The organism is Curtobacterium sp. MR_MD2014 (assembly GCF_000772085.1).
Lineage (GTDB): Bacteria > Actinomycetota > Actinomycetes > Actinomycetales > Microbacteriaceae > Curtobacterium.
In genome coordinates this window covers 2,944,318-2,965,378 of sequence record NZ_CP009755.1, presented here as the reverse complement: position 1 = coordinate 2,965,378, position 21,061 = coordinate 2,944,318, and the positions used below count along the sequence as shown (strand labels likewise).

The following is a 21,061-nucleotide window of genomic DNA, read 5'->3' as shown; positions in this document are numbered from 1 at the left end:
GCCCGAGTCCGCGGCGGACCCGGGCCGACACGCGGCGACCGACGCCACAGTCACCGACACCACCGTCACCGACACCGCCACGACGCAGAAGGGGAACGAGCAGTGAGCACCGAGACGCACACCCAGACCTGGAACGACCGGTTCGGGGCGTCGCTCATGCGATCCCTGACCCCGCCGAAGATCATGCTCGACCACGGTCAGGGCTGCCGCGTGTGGGACGTCGACGGCAACGAGTACCTCGACTTCCTGGCCGGCATCGCGGTGAACTCACTCGGTCACGCCCACCCGGCCCTCGTCGAGGCCGTCGCCGACCAGGCGGCGAAGCTCGTGCACGTCTCGAACTACTTCGCGACGCCGCCGCAGCTCGAGCTCGCCGAGCGGCTCAAGCGCATCACGGGCGCGGGGGATGCCGGCCGCGTGTACTTCGGCAACTCCGGCGCCGAGGCGAACGAGGCCGCGTTCAAGCTCGCGCGGCTGAACAAGGGTGCGGACGGTCGCAAGACCCGGATCCTCGCGCTGAAGCAGGGCTTCCACGGCCGGACGATGGGTGCGCTCGCGCTCACCGGCAAGCCCGCGCTGCAGGAGGACTTCCTGCCGATGATCGCCGGCGTCGAGCACATCGACTCGACGGTCGAGGCGCTCGAGGCGGCCGTCGACGACACCGTCGCCGCGCTCATCCTCGAGCCGATCAAGGGCGAGGCCGGCGTGGTCGACCTGCCCGAGGGCTTCCTGCAGGCCGCGCGTCGCCTGACCGAGGAGCACGGCGCGCTGTTCATCCTCGACGAGATCCAGACCGGGGTCGGCCGCACCGGCAACTGGTTCACCTTCCAGGGCCACGGGTTCACGCCGGACGCCGTCACGATCGCGAAGGGCATCGCCGGTGGGTTCCCGATCGGCGCCCTCGTGACCTTCGGCTGGGCGTCCGAGCTGTTCTCGGCCGGCCAGCACGGCTCGACCTTCGGCGGCAACCCGCTCGGCACCCGCGTCGCGAACGCGGTGCTCGAGGAGATCGAGCGCGCCGACCTGGTGGCCGGCGCGGTCACCAAGGGCGAGCGCATCCGTGCCGGCATCGCGGCCCTCGGTTCGCCGCTGGTGCAGGAGGTCCGGGGCACGGGCCTGCTCGTCGGCGTCGGCCTGACCGCGCCCGTCGGCCCCGCCGTCAACGCCGCCGCCCTCGAGCGCGGCCTCATCATCAACGCCCCGAACGAGTCGAGCCTGCGCATCGCGCCGCCGCTCATCGTGTCCGACGCCGAGATCGACGAGTTCGTGTCGATCCTCGGCCAGAGCCTCGCGGCCGTCGCCGCCGAGCAGGAGACCTCCGCATGACCCGCCACTTCCTCCGTGACGACGACCTGACCCAGGCCGAGCAGTCCGCGATCCTCGACCTCGCCGCCCAGATGAAGGGTGACCGCTGGGGCGAGAAGCCCCTCGCCGGGCCGCAGACCGTCGCGGTGATCTTCGACAAGTCGTCCACCCGCACCCGGGTGTCCTTCCACGTCGGGATCTCCGACCTCGGCGGCAGCCCGCTCGTGATCACGACGGCGAACAGCCAGCTCGGCGGCAAGGAGACCCCGTCGGACACCGCCCGCGTGCTCGAGCGCATGGTGTCAGCGATCGTCTGGCGCACCTACGCCCAGTCCGGACTCGAGGAGATGGCGGCGGGCACCCGCGTCCCGGTCGTCAACGCCCTGTCGGACGACTTCCACCCGTGCCAGCTCCTCGCCGACCTGCTCACGATCCGCGAGCACCGCGGCACCCTCGCCGGGCAGACCGTGGCGTTCATCGGCGACGGCGCGAGCAACATGGCGCAGTCGTACCTGCTCGCGGGAGCGACCGCGGGCATGCACGTCCGCGTCGCCGCTCCGGCGGCGTTCAGCCCCGACGCCACGGTCGTCGCCGACGCCGAGCGTCGTGCGGCCGAGACCGGTGGCTCCGTCCTGGTCGTCACCGACCCGGTGGCGGCGGTCGCCGGCGCCGACGTCGTGGTCACCGACACGTGGGTGTCGATGGGCAAGGAGGACGAGAAGCAGTCCCGACTCGACACCTTCGCGGGCTACCGGGTGGACGACGAGCTGATGGGGCACGCCGCCGACGACGCCGTGTTCCTGCACTGCCTGCCGGCAGACCGCGGGTTCGAGGTGACCGCCGAGGTCATCGACGGGCCGCGCAGCATCATCTGGGACGAGGCGGAGAACCGGCTGCACGCGCAGAAGGCCCTGCTCGCCTGGCTCCTGGCCGCGAACGCGACCGGCAGCCCGGCCGCCTGACCCCGCTCGACTGGAGTCCCGTGACCGATCGCATCGTCGTCGCCTGCTCCGCCGGGGTGGACCCGGCGGCAGCCGTCGAGCACTTCGCCGTCGACCACGAGGTCCTGGCCCTGGTGGTCGACCTCGGCGGTCGGTCCCGCGAGGTCGACGCCGTGCGGGACCGGATGCGGGCCGCCGGTGCGGTGGACGCCGTGGTGGTCGACGCGAAGACCGAGTACGCCGACCGGTACGTCGTCGCGGCGGTCCGGGCGAACGCCGGCGGCCCGGGTCGCCCGCTCGTCCCGGCGCTGCGGCTGCCGATCGTCGTCGACCACCTGGTCCGCACGGCCCGGCAGCTCGGCGCGGTCGCCGTCGCGCACCTCACGAGCGCCCCGGACGAGGTCGCCCTCACGACCACGATCGCCGGGCACGATCCCGACCTCCGGGTCCTCCCGGTGCCGACGGCCGTCGTGCCGGCCGGCGGTACCGAGCACGACGTGTGGGGCCGTGTCGTCACCGAGCCGGACCTCGAGGACCCGTGGGCCGCGGTCGACCGTGCGGACTGGGCGCGCACGGCGGAGGTCTCCGCGCAGCCGGACACCGAGCCCGACGAGGTCACCGTGACCTTCGAGCACGGCGTCCCGGTCGCCCTCGACGGGCAGCGCTTCCCGGTCCTCCGGCTGCTGCGCGAGCTCGACGCCCTCGCCGGCCGTCACGGGGTCGGTCGGCACGACCTGGTCGTCGACCTGCTCGACGGCCGCAAGGCCCGACGTGTGGCGGAGACACCGGGTGCGACGGCGCTCGTGGCCGCGCACCAGGACCTCGAACGGATCACCCTCGAACGCGAGGTCCTGCGCTGCAAGCAGGGCGTGGACCGCGAGTGGGCGGAGCTGGTCGACGAGGGTCGCTGGGCGAGCGGACTCCGCCGCGCGCTCGACGCCTTCATCGAGGAGACGCAGCGGCACGTCTCCGGTGACGTCCGGCTCCGGTTGCACGGCGGGGTCGCGAGTGTCACCGGGCGCCGGTCGGAGCAGAGCCTCTTCGACTTCGAGCTGGCCGGGGCACCGGCCACCGGGAGCGTGTCGTTCGCGAGCGCCCGGGCCCGACCGACGCGGACGGCCACGCGGCGCGACCGCGCGAACTGACGCCCCACCGGCACCACGCAGCACCGCCCCCACCAGCACCACGCAGTACCACCCCGCGAAGCACCGCCCCACGAACCGAGCACGACCGACCCGTACCCCCAGGCAGGACGACATGACCGACGCGACGCAGCCCAGCAAGACCGACGCCACGAACACGGGCGCCCTCTGGGGTGGCCGCTTCGCCGACGGCCCCAGCGCCGAACTCGCCGCGCTGTCCCGGTCGACGCACTTCGACTGGCAGCTGGCCCCCTACGACATCGCCGGGTCCCGCGCCCACGCCCGTGCCCTGCACACCGCCGGCTACCTGACCGAGGACGAGCTCGGGCGCATGACCGCCGGCCTCGACCGCCTCGAGACCGCCCACGCCGACGGCTCCCTGCAGCCGGACGACGGCGACGAGGACGTCCACGGCGCCCTCGAGCGCCTGCTCATCGCCGACCTCGGCCCGGAACTCGGCGGCAAGCTCCGCGCCGGCCGGAGCCGCAACGACCAGATCGCGACCCTGGGCCGCATGCACATGCTCGACCACGGCCGGCGGATCGGGCGCCTCGTCATCGACCTCGTCGACGCGATCTCGCAGCAGGCGAGCGAGCACCCGGCGGCGATCATGCCCGGCCGCACGCACCTGCAGCACGCCCAGCCGGTGCTCCTCGCCCACCACCTGCTCGCGCACGCGTGGCCGCTCGTCCGGGATCTCGAGCGGCTCCGCGACTGGGCCGACCGTGCGAGTGTCAGCCCGTACGGGGCCGGCGCCCTCGCGGGCAGCTCGCTCGGTCTCGACCCGACGGCGATCGCGCACGAACTCGGCTTCGCCCGCCCCGCCGACAACTCGATCGACGCCACGGCAGCCCGCGACGTCGTCGCCGAGTTCGCGTTCGTCCTCGCACAGGTGGGCATCGACGTGTCCCGTCTGGCCGAGGAGATCATCCTCTGGAACACCAAGGAGTTCGGTTTCGTCCGGCTGCACGACGCCTTCTCGACCGGGTCGAGCATCATGCCGCAGAAGAAGAACCCCGACATCGCCGAGCTCGCGCGCGGCAAGTCGGGTCGGCTCGTCGGCAACCTCACCGGCCTCCTCACGACCCTGAAGGGCCTGCCGCTCGCGTACAACCGCGACCTGCAGGAGGACAAGGAGCCGGTCTTCGACTCGGTCGCCCAGCTCGAGGTGCTGCTGCCGGCCTTCACCGGCATGGTCGCCACGCTCGCCTTCGACACGGAGCGGATGGCCGAGCTCGCGCCGCAGGGCTTCTCGCTCGCGACCGACGTCGCGGAGTGGCTGGTCCGGCAGGGCGTGCCCTTCCGCGACGCGCACGAGATCTCGGGGGCGCTGGTCCGGTACTGCGAGGAGCGCGGGATCGAGCTCGACGAGCCCGGCGACGACGAGTACCGCGCCGTGTCCGCGCACCTCACGCCCGAGGTGCGCGGCGTCCTGACCATCGAGGGCAGCGTCGCGTCGCGCGCCGGTGTCGGCGGGACGGCGCCGGAGCGCGTCGCCGAGCAGCTCGCCGCCCTGACCCGTCGCGTCCACGACCTGGCCGAGGGCGCGCCCTTCACCCGATGAGCGACGCGCTCCTCGCGCTCCTGGCCGAGCCGGCTCCGGTGTGCGCGCCGGCGCTGCTCGGCGCGACGATCACCGGGCGTGGTGTGACACTGCGCATCACCGAGGTCGAGGCCTACTGGGGCCCGACCGACCCCGGGTCGCACGGCCATCGCGGCCCGACACCGCGCAACCGGCACCTCTTCGGGCCGCCGGGCACGCTCTACGCGTACCGCTCGTACGGCATCCACACCTGCGTGAACGTGGTGAGCGGCCCGGAGGGCACGTCGTCCGGCTCGCTCCTGCGCGCCGCCGAGGTCGTCGACGGCATCGAGGTCGCCCGGGCTCGCCGCGGTCCGTCGGTCGCCGACGTCGCCCTGGCCCGCGGTCCGGGCAACCTCGGGCAGGCGCTCGGTGCCGTGCTCGGCGAGGACGACGGCACGTCGCTCCTCGACGGCTCGGGACCGTTCCGGCTCGCGCTCGCACCCGGCCTGGAGGCGCGGCTCGCCTCCGCCGACCCGGCGGACGTGGTCGCGGAGCTGCTCGCCGAGACGGTGGCCGGCCCCGCGGGGACGGCTCCGGTCCGGCGGATCTCGCGCGGACCGCGCACCGGCGTCGCCGGTGTCGCCGGCGGCGCGTCCTTCCCGTGGCGCTCCTGGCGCACCGGTGACCCGACGGTGTCGCCGTACCGACGGCACCGGCGCGCGGTCGACTGACGGGGCCGCGCCGATCCTCCCGGCCGTCGCCCGGTGGCTACGATGGTCGGGTGTCCAGCGCAACCGATCCCGATGTCCTGACACGCCAGCAGAACGACCCCACCTTCGCCTCGGTGTGGGACGAACTGCGCTGGCGTGGTCTGGTGCACGTCTCCACCGACGAGACGGCACTCCAGGAGGCCCTCGACGGCGGGACCGTCACGTACTACTGCGGTTTCGACCCGACCGCACCCTCGCTGCACTGCGGCAACCTGCTGCAGCTGCTCACCATGCGCCGGCTGCAGCTCGCCGGGCACCGGCCGCTGGCGCTCGTCGGTGGGTCGACCGGCCTGATCGGCGACCCGCGTCCCACCGCGGAACGCACGCTGAACACCCCGGAGACGGTCGCCGAGTGGGTGAGCCGACTGCAGGCGCAGGTGTCCCGGTTCCTCAGCCCCGACGGCGAGAACGGCGTGCGGCTCGTCGACAACCTCGACTGGACGGCACCGCTGTCCGCGATCGACTTCCTGCGCGACATCGGCAAGTACTTCCGCGTGAACACCATGCTGAAGAAGGACGCCGTCGCCGCACGCCTGAACTCCGACGCGGGCATCAGCTACACCGAGTTCAGCTACCAGATCCTGCAGGGACTGGACTACCGCGAGCTCTACCGGCAGTACGGCTGCACGCTGCAGACCGGCGGTTCGGACCAATGGGGCAACCTGACCTCCGGCACCGACCTGATCCGTCGCACCGAGGGGGTGTCCGTGCACGCGCTCGGCACCCCGCTCATCACGAACTCGGACGGCACGAAGTTCGGCAAGAGCGAGGGCAACGCGATCTGGCTCGACGCCGAGATGACCTCGCCGTACGCCTTCTACCAGTTCTGGCTCAACACGGCGGACGCCGACGTGGTCGCCCGGCTGCGCGAGTTCACGTTCCTCGACCGTGCGGAGATCGGTCGACTCGAGCAGGCGGTCGCCGACGAGCCGTTCCGGCGCGAGGCCCAGCGGACCCTGGCGTTCGAGGTGACGTCGCTGGTGCACGGAGCGGCGGCGACCCGGGCGACGATCGACGCCTCGGCGGCGCTGTTCGGCAACGGCGACCTGGCCGCGCTCGACGAGGCGACGCTGCGTGCCGCGGTCGCCGAGCTCCCCGGCACGGTGTCGCTGCCGGGCGAGGCCGACGTCGCTCGCGCCCTCGTCGACACCGGACTCGTGAAGTCGCTCGGCGAAGCGCGCCGGGCGGTCGACCAGGGAGGCGTGTACGTGAACAACGTCCGCGCCGACGACGCGACCGCGCAGCTCGCGAGCCTCGCGCTGCCCGGCGGAGTCGTGGTGCTCCGACGCGGCAAGAAGACCCTGGCGGGCGTCACGCTCGGCTGATCGATCCACCCTCGGTGCACCCGGTGCCCGGTCTCCCGACGGAGACCGGGCACCGCTGCGTCCGGAGGAGTTGCACAGTGCGACACGCCCGGGAGTGGGGCGCGGTTGGCGCTCCCGCCCAGCGCTGCGTAGAGTTCTTACTCGTCACCCCAAAGGTGCGGCGGAGCGGCTGGAGCGAGAGCCCAGAGCCTGCCGGCCTCAAGCGGGACCATCCTCCACCGAAGTTCAGATCAAGCCTTGTGCTCGATCGCTTCGACGCTTAGGATGACTACTCCACCGGCCCTCTCCCTCGGGATGAGCCACAGGACCTCGGTCCGACGCGATGCCGGTGGTACCAAGAACACAATGCCCCTCTGGCGGAGCTCCTTCGTGGAGTCGAGTGGGGGGGTGCGTCTGGTCCTTGAGAACTCAACAGCGTGCACATTGTCAATGCCAATTATTTTGACCCCGTGCGACCGCAGCTTTGGTTGTGGTCGTCGGAGACAATTCCTTTTGGATTGAAGATTGTCAGTAGACAGTCAACAGTCAGAATCAACTCGGTTCGGCGCTTTCGGGTGTCGGATCTGTAATTTTTTTACGGAGAGTTTGATCCTGGCTCAGGACGAACGCTGGCGGCGTGCTTAACACATGCAAGTCGAACGATGATCAGGAGCTTGCTCCTGTGATTAGTGGCGAACGGGTGAGTAACACGTGAGTAACCTGCCCCTGACTCTGGGATAAGCGTTGGAAACGACGTCTAATACTGGATATGATCACTGGCCGCATGGTCTGGTGGTGGAAAGATTTTTTGGTTGGGGATGGACTCGCGGCCTATCAGCTTGTTGGTGAGGTAATGGCTCACCAAGGCGACGACGGGTAGCCGGCCTGAGAGGGTGACCGGCCACACTGGGACTGAGACACGGCCCAGACTCCTACGGGAGGCAGCAGTGGGGAATATTGCACAATGGGCGAAAGCCTGATGCAGCAACGCCGCGTGAGGGATGACGGCCTTCGGGTTGTAAACCTCTTTTAGTAGGGAAGAAGCGAAAGTGACGGTACCTGCAGAAAAAGCACCGGCTAACTACGTGCCAGCAGCCGCGGTAATACGTAGGGTGCAAGCGTTGTCCGGAATTATTGGGCGTAAAGAGCTCGTAGGCGGTTTGTCGCGTCTGCTGTGAAATCCCGAGGCTCAACCTCGGGCTTGCAGTGGGTACGGGCAGACTAGAGTGCGGTAGGGGAGATTGGAATTCCTGGTGTAGCGGTGGAATGCGCAGATATCAGGAGGAACACCGATGGCGAAGGCAGATCTCTGGGCCGTAACTGACGCTGAGGAGCGAAAGCGTGGGGAGCGAACAGGATTAGATACCCTGGTAGTCCACGCCGTAAACGTTGGGCGCTAGATGTAGGGACCTTTCCACGGTTTCTGTGTCGTAGCTAACGCATTAAGCGCCCCGCCTGGGGAGTACGGCCGCAAGGCTAAAACTCAAAGGAATTGACGGGGGCCCGCACAAGCGGCGGAGCATGCGGATTAATTCGATGCAACGCGAAGAACCTTACCAAGGCTTGACATACACCGGAAACGGCCAGAGATGGTCGCCCCCTTGTGGTCGGTGTACAGGTGGTGCATGGTTGTCGTCAGCTCGTGTCGTGAGATGTTGGGTTAAGTCCCGCAACGAGCGCAACCCTCGTTCTATGTTGCCAGCGCGTTATGGCGGGGACTCATAGGAGACTGCCGGGGTCAACTCGGAGGAAGGTGGGGATGACGTCAAATCATCATGCCCCTTATGTCTTGGGCTTCACGCATGCTACAATGGCCGGTACAAAGGGCTGCGATACCGTAAGGTGGAGCGAATCCCAAAAAGCCGGTCTCAGTTCGGATTGAGGTCTGCAACTCGACCTCATGAAGTCGGAGTCGCTAGTAATCGCAGATCAGCAACGCTGCGGTGAATACGTTCCCGGGCCTTGTACACACCGCCCGTCAAGTCATGAAAGTCGGTAACACCCGAAGCCGGTGGCCTAACCCTTGTGGAAGGAGCCGTCGAAGGTGGGATCGGTGATTAGGACTAAGTCGTAACAAGGTAGCCGTACCGGAAGGTGCGGCTGGATCACCTCCTTTCTAAGGAGCATCTGACCGGCCCTGCTCTGCAGGTGTCTGGTTCAGGCGCCGAGTAACCCGAACGTGGTTGCCGGTAGCTCATGGGTGGAACATTGACAGTGCAGTCGGGAGCGTAGCTTCCGGCCCTAGTACGCCAGCTTGCTGGTTGGGACGGGTCGGGGTGAGCGGGTCGGCTGGTGCACGTTGTTGGGTCCTGAGGGACCAGGCTTCCTGTTGACACGTGAGTGTTGGCGGGGGTTGGGCCTACGGGTCCTTCGTTGGGCCAGGGTGAACCTACCGGTTGGTGGGGGAGTGCTGGTGCCGATCGTATGTTGAGAACTACACAGTGGACGCGAGCATCTTAGATCGCTCGTGATGATGACCGGCCTTCGGGTTGGTTGTTGTTCGAGTCGATCGCAATTTTAATCTTTGTGGTCAAGTTTCTAAGAGCAAACGGTGGATGCCTTGGCATCTGGAGCCGAAGAAGGACGTAGAAATCTGCGATAAGCCTCGGGGAGCTGATAATCGAGCTGTGAGCCGAGGATTTCCGAATGGGGAAACCCCGCCAGGCGACTTGTCGACCTGGTGACTCCCGCCTGAATATATAGGGCGGGTAGAGGGAACGTGGGGAAGTGAAACATCTCAGTACCCACAGGAAGAGAAAACAACATGTGATTCCGTGAGTAGTGGCGAGCGAAAGCGGATGAGGCTAAACCGATCATGTGTGATAGCCGGCGGGCGTTGCATGGTCGGGGTTGTGGGACACGTCGCTCAGTTCTGCCGGACTGGGACGGTTACAGCGCATCATAGTCGAACCGGTTTGAAAGCCGGGCCGTAGTGGGTGCCAGCCCCGTAGACGAAATGGTGTTATGGCCGGATGTGTATCCCAAGTAGCACGGGGCCCGAGAAATCCCGTGTGAATCTGTCAGGACCACCTGATAAGCCTAAATACTCCCAGATGACCGATAGCGGACAAGTACCGTGAGGGAAAGGTGAAAAGTACCCCGGGAGGGGAGTGAAATAGTACCTGAAACCGTTTGCTTACAAACCGTCGGAGCCTCCTTGTAGGGGTGACGGCGTGCCTTTTGAAGAATGAGCCTGCGAGTTAGTGATATGTGGCGAGGTTAACCCGTGTGGGGCAGCCGTAGCGAAAGCGAGTCTGAATAGGGCGATTCAGTCGCATGTCCTAGACCCGAAGCGAAGTGATCTATCCATGGCCAGGTTGAAGCGACGGTAAGACGTCGTGGAGGACCGAACCCACTTCAGTTGAAAATGGAGGGGATGAGCTGTGGATAGGGGTGAAAGGCCAATCAAACTTCGTGATAGCTGGTTCTCTCCGAAATGCATTTAGGTGCAGCGTTGCGTGTTTCTCGCCGGAGGTAGAGCTACTGGATGGCCGATGGGCCTCAACAGGTTACTGACGTCAGCCAAACTCCGAATGCCGGTGAGTGAGAGCGCAGCAGTGAGACGGTGGGGGATAAGCTTCATCGTCGAGAGGGAAACAACCCAGACTACCAACTAAGGCCCCTAAGCGTGTGCTAAGTGGGAAAGGATGTGGAGTTGCACAGACAACCAGGAGGTTGGCTTAGAAGCAGCCACCCTTGAAAGAGTGCGTAATAGCTCACTGGTCAAGTGATTCCGCGCCGACAATGTAACGGGGCTCAAGCACACCGCCGAAGTTGTAGATTTCGCACACAGACAAGCCTTCGTGGTTCAGTCGTGCGGAGTGGTAGGAGAGCGTCGTGTGGCGAGTGAAGCGGCGGAGTAATCCAGCCGTGGACGCCACACGAGTGAGAATGCAGGCATGAGTAGCGAAAGACGGGTGAGAAACCCGTCCTCCGAAAGACCAAGGGTTCCAGGGCCAGGTTAATCCGCCCTGGGTAAGTCGGGACCTAAGGCGAGGCCGACAGGCGTAGTCGATGGACAACGGGTTGATATTCCCGTACCGGCGAACAACCGCCCAAGCTAATCCAGTGGTGCTAAGAGTCCTAACCCGGACTTCCGGATCCCTTCGGGGTGATGGTGTCCGGTCTAACGCTCGACCCCATGCTGGTGCGGCTAGCGTATGAACAGGTGTGACGCAGGAAGGTAGCTGAGCCAGGCGATGGTATCCGTAAGGTGAACCTGGTGTAAGGATGTAGGGCTGACGATAGGCAAATCCGTCGTCTGTGTGCCTGAGATCCGACGCGTACCCGTAAGGGGAAATCAGTGATCCTATGCTGCCGAGAAAAGCATCGACGCGAGGTTGCAGCCGCCCGTACCCGAAACCGACTCAGGTGGTCAGGTAGAGAATACCAAGGAGATCGAGAGAATCGTGGTTAAGGAACTCGGCAAAATGCCCCCGTAACTTCGGGAGAAGGGGGGCCGGACACGTGATACGACTTCTCGTCGTTGAGCGTTGAAGGCCGCAGAGACCAGTGGGAAGCGACTGTTTACTAAAAACACAGGTCCGTGCGAAGTCGCAAGACGATGTATACGGACTGACGCCTGCCCGGTGCTGGAAGGTTAAGAGGAAGGGTTAGCCTTAGGGCGAAGCTCTGAATTTAAGCCCCAGTAAACGGCGGTGGTAACTATAACCATCCTAAGGTAGCGAAATTCCTTGTCGGGTAAGTTCCGACCTGCACGAATGGCGTAACGACTTCCCAGCTGTCTCAACCGCGAACTCGGCGAAATTGCACTACGAGTAAAGATGCTCGTTACGCGCAGCAGGACGGAAAGACCCCGTGACCTTTACTACAGTTTGGTATTGGTGTTCGGAGTGGCTTGTGTAGGATAGGTGGGAGACTGTGAAGCGGGCACGCTAGTGTTCGTGGAGTCATTGTTGAAATACCACTCTGGTCACTTTGGATGTCTAACGTAGGACCCTGATCGGGTTCATGGACAGTGCCTGATGGGTAGTTTAACTGGGGCGGTTGCCTCCCAAAGAGTAACGGAGGCGCCCAAAGGTTCCCTCAACCTGGTTGGCAATCAGGTGGCGAGTGTAAGTGCACAAGGGAGCTTGACTGTGAGACTGACAGGTCGAGCAGGGACGAAAGTCGGGACTAGTGATCCGGCAGTGGCTTGTGGAAGCGCTGTCGCTCAACGGATAAAAGGTACCTCGGGGATAACAGGCTGATCTTGCCCAAGAGTCCATATCGACGGCATGGTTTGGCACCTCGATGTCGGCTCGTCGCATCCTGGGGCTGGAGTAGGTCCCAAGGGTTGGGCTGTTCGCCCATTAAAGCGGTACGCGAGCTGGGTTTAGAACGTCGTGAGACAGTTCGGTCCCTATCCGCTGCGCGCGTTGGAAATTTGAGAAGATCTATCCCTAGTACGAGAGGACCGGGATGGACGAACCTCTGGTGTGTCAGTTGTTCTGCCAAGAGCACCGCTGATTAGCTACGTTCGGACCGGATAACCGCTGAAAGCATCTAAGCGGGAAGCCGTCTTCGAGATGAGATTTCCATGCACCTTGAGTGTGAGAGGCTCCCAGCAGACTACTGGGTTGATAGGCCGGATGTGGAAGCGGGGACTAACGACCCGTGGAGCTGACCGGTACTAATAAGCCGAAGACTTGACAACACAACTTTTACCGTCGCCCCTTGTGGGTGGCGGGCTCGCGTCCACTTTGTGGTTCCCGACAGACGATCGGGAATCAAACTGAATACTTCAGCAATGCTCTGAAGGAACAATGGTTTGATCCAGGATCTGGGTCGACAGTGTTCCGGTGGTCATAGCGAGAGGGAAACGCCCGGTCACATTCCGAACCCGGAAGCTAAGCCTCTCAGCGCCGATGGTACTGCAAGGGGGACCTTGTGGGAGAGTAGGACGCCGCCGGACTCAACTTCAGCAACACCAGGAAACCCCTGACCGTGACCGGTCAGGGGTTTCCTGCGTTTCCGGGCCGACCCGCACACCGCCACCGCCCTCGACTGCTCGGGCCGTGCGGGCGAGCGCAGCGGCGATCGCACGCTGGCGCGATTGCACGCGATCGGTCACCATCAGAACGTGGCACGACACGTCGGTGATCTGTTCCGGGACGAGCCTGACCAGTGGGGCTGGCGCGGTGACCCGTGGCTGTGGCGAGCTCTCGGAGAGCGGTTCGCGCACGTCACGCTCCCGAGCACGCGAGGTGAGCTCGACGGCATGCTGCGGTGGGGCTTTGCGGCGGAGGTCGGTCGTGCGATGTCGGGAGACGCCGGCGCAGGGGTGTTCGTCGAGCGCTTCGCACACGGCGGGATGTCCTCCGGGCACGTGTCGCCCTCGTGGTGGTCGGCGACCGGCGTGCCCCTCCTCCTGGGGCGGGCCGGTCTCCCGGGTCTCCGGTACGTCGTGCGGAGCACGGTCGAGCAGGACTGGCGGTCGGTGCGAGCGCTCTGGCTCGAGAACGCGGCGGAGAACCCGGTGTCGTACGGAGCCGACCTCCGGACCACCCTCGCGATGACCGAGGACGACTGGCGGCTGCGGGCGCGGCGCGGTACCGGGCGGGACACCACTGCTGTCGTGGCAGTCGCGGAGGACGGGGCGTGGCTGGGGATCATGGCCGCTCAGCTGCCGGCTGACGAGGAGCCTGCCGCGCTGCTCACGGGGGTGTTCGTCCGTCCTCGAGCGCGGGGCCGGGCGAACGGCGTGGCGGACGCGCTCCTCGCGGAGGTCCTCAGCTGGGCAGCCCTCCGTGCCCCGTCGATCCGACTCTGGGTGGACTGCGCTCCGGACGGTGCGCCGGCGCGGGGCTTCTACGCTCGCCACGGCTTCCGCAGGACGGGACGCCGGCGCGCGGCCGACGGGTTGCCGAACGCCGTCATCGAAGAGATGGCGACTGCACTCGAGCTCCCGACCGTCCACGGAAGCAGCGGAGAACCGGGCGAGGAGTGAGTCGGTCGCAACGCTGCAACGCGTCCGCTCATCGCCCGACACGCCCGGGATGTGGCCCCACTTGGCAGCGCGTTCACCTCCGCGTAAGGTTGTACCTCGTTGCCGCTGAGGCGGAGAACGGAACGGCCGAGACGGTCACCAGGGCGAGTACCTGGAGATGCAGTCCGGACGGGGTCCCGCTCGGCAACCAACCACCATCCTGACGAGCTGCAAGGTTCGGGGGATGGTGCCGAGAATCCAGCCCCTCTGATGAGGTACCACTGTGGTGGTGCTGAGTGGGGGGTGCGTCTGGTCCTTGAGAACTCAACAGCGTGCACATTGTCAATGCCAATTATTTTGACCCCGTGCGATCGCAGCTTTGGTTGTGGTCGTCGGAGACAATTCCTTTTGGATTGAAGATTGTCAGTAGACAGTCAACAGTCAGAATCAACTCGGTTCGGCGCTTTCGGGTGTCGGATCTGTAATTTTTTACGGAGAGTTTGATCCTGGCTCAGGACGAACGCTGGCGGCGTGCTTAACACATGCAAGTCGAACGATGATCAGGAGCTTGCTCCTGTGATTAGTGGCGAACGGGTGAGTAACACGTGAGTAACCTGCCCCTGACTCTGGGATAAGCGTTGGAAACGACGTCTAATACTGGATATGATCACTGGCCGCATGGTCTGGTGGTGGAAAGATTTTTTGGTTGGGGATGGACTCGCGGCCTATCAGCTTGTTGGTGAGGTAATGGCTCACCAAGGCGACGACGGGTAGCCGGCCTGAGAGGGTGACCGGCCACACTGGGACTGAGACACGGCCCAGACTCCTACGGGAGGCAGCAGTGGGGAATATTGCACAATGGGCGAAAGCCTGATGCAGCAACGCCGCGTGAGGGATGACGGCCTTCGGGTTGTAAACCTCTTTTAGTAGGGAAGAAGCGAAAGTGACGGTACCTGCAGAAAAAGCACCGGCTAACTACGTGCCAGCAGCCGCGGTAATACGTAGGGTGCAAGCGTTGTCCGGAATTATTGGGCGTAAAGAGCTCGTAGGCGGTTTGTCGCGTCTGCTGTGAAATCCCGAGGCTCAACCTCGGGCTTGCAGTGGGTACGGGCAGACTAGAGTGCGGTAGGGGAGATTGGAATTCCTGGTGTAGCGGTGGAATGCGCAGATATCAGGAGGAACACCGATGGCGAAGGCAGATCTCTGGGCCGTAACTGACGCTGAGGAGCGAAAGCGTGGGGAGCGAACAGGATTAGATACCCTGGTAGTCCACGCCGTAAACGTTGGGCGCTAGATGTAGGGACCTTTCCACGGTTTCTGTGTCGTAGCTAACGCATTAAGCGCCCCGCCTGGGGAGTACGGCCGCAAGGCTAAAACTCAAAGGAATTGACGGGGGCCCGCACAAGCGGCGGAGCATGCGGATTAATTCGATGCAACGCGAAGAACCTTACCAAGGCTTGACATACACCGGAAACGGCCAGAGATGGTCGCCCCCTTGTGGTCGGTGTACAGGTGGTGCATGGTTGTCGTCAGCTCGTGTCGTGAGATGTTGGGTTAAGTCCCGCAACGAGCGCAACCCTCGTTCTATGTTGCCAGCGCGTTATGGCGGGGACTCATAGGAGACTGCCGGGGTCAACTCGGAGGAAGGTGGGGATGACGTCAAATCATCATGCCCCTTATGTCTTGGGCTTCACGCATGCTACAATGGCCGGTACAAAGGGCTGCGATACCGTAAGGTGGAGCGAATCCCAAAAAGCCGGTCTCAGTTCGGATTGAGGTCTGCAACTCGACCTCATGAAGTCGGAGTCGCTAGTAATCGCAGATCAGCAACGCTGCGGTGAATACGTTCCCGGGCCTTGTACACACCGCCCGTCAAGTCATGAAAGTCGGTAACACCCGAAGCCGGTGGCCTAACCCTTGTGGAAGGAGCCGTCGAAGGTGGGATCGGTGATTAGGACTAAGTCGTAACAAGGTAGCCGTACCGGAAGGTGCGGCTGGATCACCTCCTTTCTAAGGAGCATCTGACCGGCCCTGCTCTGCAGGTGTCTGGTTCAGGCGCCGAGTAACCCGAACGTGGTTGCCGGTAGCTCATGGGTGGAACATTGACAGTGCAGTCGGGAGCGTAGCTTCCGGCCCTAGTACGCCAGCTTGCTGGTTGGGACGGGTCGGGGTGAGCGGGTCGGCTGGTGCACGTTGTTGGGTCCTGAGGGACCAGGCTTCCTGTTGACACGTGAGTGTTGGCGGGGGTTGGGCCTACGGGTCCTTCGTTGGGCCAGGGTGAACCTACCGGTTGGTGGGGGAGTGCTGGTGCCGATCGTATGTTGAGAACTACACAGTGGACGCGAGCATCTTAGATCGCTCGTGATGATGACCGGCCTTCGGGTTGGTTGTTGTTCGAGTCGATCGCAATTTTAATCTTTGTGGTCAAGTTTCTAAGAGCAAACGGTGGATGCCTTGGCATCTGGAGCCGAAGAAGGACGTAGAAATCTGCGATAAGCCTCGGGGAGCTGATAATCGAGCTGTGAGCCGAGGATTTCCGAATGGGGAAACCCCGCCAGGCGACTTGTCGACCTGGTGACTCCCGCCTGAATATATAGGGCGGGTAGAGGGAACGTGGGGAAGTGAAACATCTCAGTACCCACAGGAAGAGAAAACAACATGTGATTCCGTGAGTAGTGGCGAGCGAAAGCGGATGAGGCTAAACCGATCATGTGTGATAGCCGGCGGGCGTTGCATGGTCGGGGTTGTGGGACACGTCGCTCAGTTCTGCCGGACTGGGACGGTTACAGCGCATCATAGTCGAACCGGTTTGAAAGCCGGGCCGTAGTGGGTGCCAGCCCCGTAGACGAAATGGTGTTATGGCCGGATGTGTATCCCAAGTAGCACGGGGCCCGAGAAATCCCGTGTGAATCTGTCAGGACCACCTGATAAGCCTAAATACTCCCAGATGACCGATAGCGGACAAGTACCGTGAGGGAAAGGTGAAAAGTACCCCGGGAGGGGAGTGAAATAGTACCTGAAACCGTTTGCTTACAAACCGTCGGAGCCTCCTTGTAGGGGTGACGGCGTGCCTTTTGAAGAATGAGCCTGCGAGTTAGTGATATGTGGCGAGGTTAACCCGTGTGGGGCAGCCGTAGCGAAAGCGAGTCTGAATAGGGCGATTCAGTCGCATGTCCTAGACCCGAAGCGAAGTGATCTATCCATGGCCAGGTTGAAGCGACGGTAAGACGTCGTGGAGGACCGAACCCACTTCAGTTGAAAATGGAGGGGATGAGCTGTGGATAGGGGTGAAAGGCCAATCAAACTTCGTGATAGCTGGTTCTCTCCGAAATGCATTTAGGTGCAGCGTTGCGTGTTTCTCGCCGGAGGTAGAGCTACTGGATGGCCGATGGGCCTCAACAGGTTACTGACGTCAGCCAAACTCCGAATGCCGGTGAGTGAGAGCGCAGCAGTGAGACGGTGGGGGATAAGCTTCATCGTCGAGAGGGAAACAACCCAGACTACCAACTAAGGCCCCTAAGCGTGTGCTAAGTGGGAAAGGATGTGGAGTTGCACAGACAACCAGGAGGTTGGCTTAGAAGCAGCCACCCTTGAAAGAGTGCGTAATAGCTCACTGGTCAAGTGATTCCGCGCCGACAATGTAACGGGGCTCAAGCACACCGCCGAAGTTGTAGATTTCGCACACAGACAAGCCTTCGTGGTTCAGTCGTGCGGAGTGGTAGGAGAGCGTCGTGTGGCGAGTGAAGCGGCGGAGTAATCCAGCCGTGGACGCCACACGAGTGAGAATGCAGGCATGAGTAGCGAAAGACGGGTGAGAAACCCGTCCTCCGAAAGACCAAGGGTTCCAGGGCCAGGTTAATCCGCCCTGGGTAAGTCGGGACCTAAGGCGAGGCCGACAGGCGTAGTCGATGGACAACGGGTTGATATTCCCGTACCGGCGAACAACCGCCCAAGCTAATCCAGTGGTGCTAAGAGTCCTAACCCGGACTTCCGGATCCCTTCGGGGTGATGGTGTCCGGTCTAACGCTCGACCCCATGCTGGTGCGGCTAGCGTATGAACAGGTGTGACGCAGGAAGGTAGCTGAGCCAGGCGATGGTATCCGTAAGGTGAACCTGGTGTAAGGATGTAGGGCTGACGATAGGCAAATCCGTCGTCTGTGTGCCTGAGATCCGACGCGTACCCGTAAGGGGAAATCAGTGATCCTATGCTGCCGAGAAAAGCATCGACGCGAGGTTGCAGCCGCCCGTACCCGAAACCGACTCAGGTGGTCAGGTTGAGAATACCAAGGAGATCGAGAGAATCGTGGTTAAGGAACTCGGCAAAATGCCCCCGTAACTTCGGGAGAAGGGGGGCCGGACACGTGATACGACTTCTCGTTGTTGAGCGTTGAAGGCCGCAGAGACCAGTGGGAAGCGACTGTTTACTAAAAACACAGGTCCGTGCGAAGTCGCAAGACGATGTATACGGACTGACGCCTGCCCGGTGCTGGAAGGTTAAGAGGAAGGGTTAGCCTCAGGGCGAAGCTCTGAATTTAAGCCCCAGTAAACGGCGGTGGTAACTATAACCATCCTAAGGTAGCGAAATTCCTTGTCGGGTAAGTTCCGACCTGCACGAATGGCGTAACGACTTCCCAGCTGTCTCAACCGCGAACTCGGCGAAATTGCACTACGAGTAAAGATGCTCGTTACGCGCAGCAGGACGGAAAGACCCCGTGACCTTTACTACAGTTTGGTATTGGTGTTCGGAGTGGCTTGTGTAGGATAGGTGGGAGACTGTGAAGCGGGCACGCTAGTGTTCGTGGAGTCATTGTTGAAATACCACTCTGGTCACTTTGGATGTCTAACGTAGGACCCTGATCGGGTTCATGGACAGTGCCTGATGGGTAGTTTAACTGGGGCGGTTGCCTCCCAAAGAGTAACGGAGGCGCCCAAAGGTTCCCTCAACCTGGTTGGCAATCAGGTGGCGAGTGTAAGTGCACAAGGGAGCTTGACTGTGAGACTGACAGGTCGAGCAGGGACGAAAGTCGGGACTAGTGATCCGGCAGTGGCTTGTGGAAGCGCTGTCGCTCAACGGATAAAAGGTACCTCGGGGATAACAGGCTGATCTTGCCCAAGAGTCCATATCGACGGCATGGTTTGGCACCTCGATGTCGGCTCGTCGCATCCTGGGGCTGGAGTAGGTCCCAAGGGTTGGGCTGTTCGCCCATTAAAGCGGTACGCGAGCTGGGTTTAGAACGTCGTGAGACAGTTCGGTCCCTATCCGCTGCGCGCGTTGGAAATTTGAGAAGATCTATCCCTAGTACGAGAGGACCGGGATGGACGAACCTCTGGTGTGTCAGTTGTTCTGCCAAGAGCACCGCTGATTAGCTACGTTCGGACCGGATAACCGCTGAAAGCATCTAAGCGGGAAGCCGTCTTCGAGATGAGATTTCCATGCACCTTGAGTGTGAGAGGCTCCCAGCAGACTACTGGGTTGATAGGCCGGATGTGGAAGCGGGGACTAACGACCCGTGGAGCTGACCGGTACTAATAAGCCGAAGACTTGACAACACAACTTTTACCGTCGCCCCTTGTGGGTGGCGGGCTCGCGTCCACTTTGTGGTTCCCGACAGACGATCGGGAATCAAACTGAATACTTCAGCAATGCTCTGAAGGAACAATGGTTTGATCCAGGATCTGGGTCGACAGTGTTCCGGTGGTCATAGCGAGAGGGAAACGCCCGGTCACATTCCGAACCCGGAAGCTAAGCCTCTCAGCGCCGATGGTACTGCAAGGGGGACCTTGTGGGAGAGTAGGACGCCGCCGGACTCAACGTAAGTGATGTGGCCATCGGCCCTCCATCGAGAACTCGTAGGGGAGACCCTCGTTCTCGTGGAAGCCGGTGGCCACATCTGTTTCCGCCGTAGGTCGCTCGACTCGCGGTCCGGTTCGTGATGGACTGGGCCCAGCAGTGAGCACGGACGACCGTGCGGCACCCCCCACAACGACACAGCGGACGATCGCCCGGCGCATTCGAGCACGGGCACGCGATGAGGAGCAACGGTGGCGAACGACGACGAGCAGCAGCGCAACGACCGGGATCGCGGGGAACGGCGCGAAGGCAGCCGCTGGTCGTCCGGGCCGCGCGACTTCGAGCGTCGCGAGGGGGATCGTGCGCGACGGGACGGTGACCGTCCAGCCCGCGACGCCGGCCGGAGTGGTCGTGACGACCGTCGGGGCTTCCGCGAGGGCGACCGGTCGTTCGGTGACGGTGGCCGTCGGCCGGCTCGGCAGGGTGACCGCGACGGTGCTGGGCGTCCGCCCCGCGGTGACGGTCCTCGGGGCGCTGACCGCCCGGGCCGTGATGGTGACCGCCGTCCGTTCCGTGGCGGCGACGACCGTCGGCCGCAGCGGGATGGTGATCGTCCCTTCCGTGGTCGCGATGACCGCGCGCCCTTCCGTGGTGGCGACGACCGTCGTCCGCAGCGGGACGGTGGCGACCGTGGTCCGCAGCGTGATGGTGATCGTCCCTTCCGCGGTCGCGATGACCGCGCGCCCTTCCGCGGTCGCGATGACCGCGCGCCCTTCCGTGGTGGCGACGAGCGTCGTCCGCACCGTGACGGTGGCGACGACCGTCGTCCGTTCCGTGGTGGCGATGACCGCCGTCCGGCGCGTGACGGTGGCGACCGTCGTCCGTTCCGTGGTGGTGATGACCGTCGTCCGGCGCGTGACGGTGGTGAGCGTCGTCCGTTCCGTGGTGGCGACGACCGCCGTCCGCAGCGTGACGGTGATGACCGCCGTCCGTTCCGTGGTGGCGATGATCGTCGTCCGCAGCGCGACGGTGGTGAGCGTCGTCCGTTCCGTGGTGGCGACGACCGCCGTCCGCAGCGTGACGGTGATGACCGCCGTCCGTTCCGTGGTGGCGATGATCGTCGTCCGCAGCGCGACGGTGGTGAGCGTCGTCCGTTCCGCGGTGCCGACGACCGCCCCCGCCGCGACGACGACCGGGGCGACCGCCCTCGGTTCGGCGACGGCTCCCGTCATGCCGGCGCACGCTTCGGCGAGGCTGCCCGTGACGACTGGGAGGACCGTGACCCGTACGGCACGCGTTCCGTCCGTCCGCGGCACGAGGACCCCGAGATCGACGAGAGCGTCTCGCCGCGGGAC

8 protein-coding genes and 6 rRNA genes are annotated in these 21,061 nt (G+C 63.7%); 13 read left to right on the top strand and 1 reads right to left on the bottom strand.

Annotation, left to right across the window (positions count from 1 at the left end; all coding sequences use genetic code 11):
* The first annotated feature begins 102 nt into the window (after nucleotides 1-102).
* From NI26_RS13700 to rrf (NI26_RS13640), 13 genes are all read left to right on the top strand, one after another.
* Nucleotides 103-1,326 carry an acetylornithine transaminase gene (locus NI26_RS13700; RefSeq protein WP_066656412.1) on the top strand — a complete coding sequence of 408 codons (1,224 nt, stop codon included), beginning with the start codon at nucleotides 103-105 and terminating at the stop codon, nucleotides 1,324-1,326.
* A complete protein-coding gene (gene argF, locus NI26_RS13695; RefSeq protein ID WP_066656409.1) occupies nucleotides 1,323-2,267 on the top strand; it encodes an ornithine carbamoyltransferase in 945 nt (314 codons plus the stop codon). The genes NI26_RS13700 and argF overlap by 4 nt, the downstream gene beginning before the upstream one ends.
* A 20-nt stretch (nucleotides 2,268-2,287) precedes the next feature.
* Nucleotides 2,288-3,391: an argininosuccinate synthase domain-containing protein gene (locus tag NI26_RS13690; protein WP_066656406.1), complete on the top strand. Its 1,104-nt coding sequence runs from the start codon at nucleotides 2,288-2,290 to the stop codon at nucleotides 3,389-3,391.
* Nucleotides 3,392-3,503: 112 nt separating this feature from the next.
* Entirely contained in the window at nucleotides 3,504-4,952 is a 1,449-nt protein-coding gene (gene argH, locus NI26_RS13685; protein ID WP_066656404.1) for an argininosuccinate lyase, read from the top strand.
* Nucleotides 4,949-5,644, top strand: a complete 696-nt coding sequence (locus tag NI26_RS13680; RefSeq protein WP_066656402.1) for a DNA-3-methyladenine glycosylase — start codon at nucleotides 4,949-4,951, stop codon at nucleotides 5,642-5,644. Before argH ends, NI26_RS13680 begins: the two co-directional genes overlap by 4 nt.
* Before the next feature lie 50 nt (nucleotides 5,645-5,694).
* Complete coding sequence (gene tyrS, locus NI26_RS13675; RefSeq protein ID WP_066656399.1) at nucleotides 5,695-7,008, top strand: tyrosine--tRNA ligase; 1,314 nt, start codon at nucleotides 5,695-5,697, stop codon at nucleotides 7,006-7,008.
* Nucleotides 7,009-7,581: 573 nt separating this feature from the next.
* Nucleotides 7,582-9,103: ribosomal RNA gene (locus NI26_RS13670) — 16S ribosomal RNA — on the top strand.
* 412 nt (nucleotides 9,104-9,515) lie between these two features.
* Nucleotides 9,516-12,643: ribosomal RNA gene (locus NI26_RS13665) — 23S ribosomal RNA — on the top strand.
* A 141-nt stretch (nucleotides 12,644-12,784) separates the two neighbouring features.
* Nucleotides 12,785-12,901 (top strand): 5S ribosomal RNA (gene rrf, locus NI26_RS13660).
* A gap of 168 nt (nucleotides 12,902-13,069) precedes the next feature.
* On the top strand, nucleotides 13,070-13,936 hold the full coding sequence (locus NI26_RS16290; RefSeq protein ID WP_081985090.1) for a GNAT family N-acetyltransferase: 867 nt from the start codon (nucleotides 13,070-13,072) through the stop codon (nucleotides 13,934-13,936).
* A gap of 467 nt (nucleotides 13,937-14,403) precedes the next feature.
* A 16S ribosomal RNA gene (locus NI26_RS13650) occupies nucleotides 14,404-15,925 on the top strand.
* A 412-nt stretch (nucleotides 15,926-16,337) separates the two neighbouring features.
* Nucleotides 16,338-19,465, top strand: a 23S ribosomal RNA gene (locus NI26_RS13645).
* Between the two features lie 141 nt (nucleotides 19,466-19,606).
* Nucleotides 19,607-19,723, top strand: a 5S ribosomal RNA gene (rrf, locus tag NI26_RS13640).
* The 16S, 23S and 5S rRNA genes sit together here, the layout of an rRNA operon.
* Here the strand turns inward: rrf (NI26_RS13640) and NI26_RS16665 are convergent.
* Nucleotides 19,724-20,938: a hypothetical protein gene (locus tag NI26_RS16665; RefSeq protein ID WP_066656396.1), complete on the bottom strand. Its 1,215-nt coding sequence runs from the start codon at nucleotides 20,936-20,938 to the stop codon at nucleotides 19,724-19,726.
* Nucleotides 20,939-21,061 lie beyond the last annotated feature (123 nt).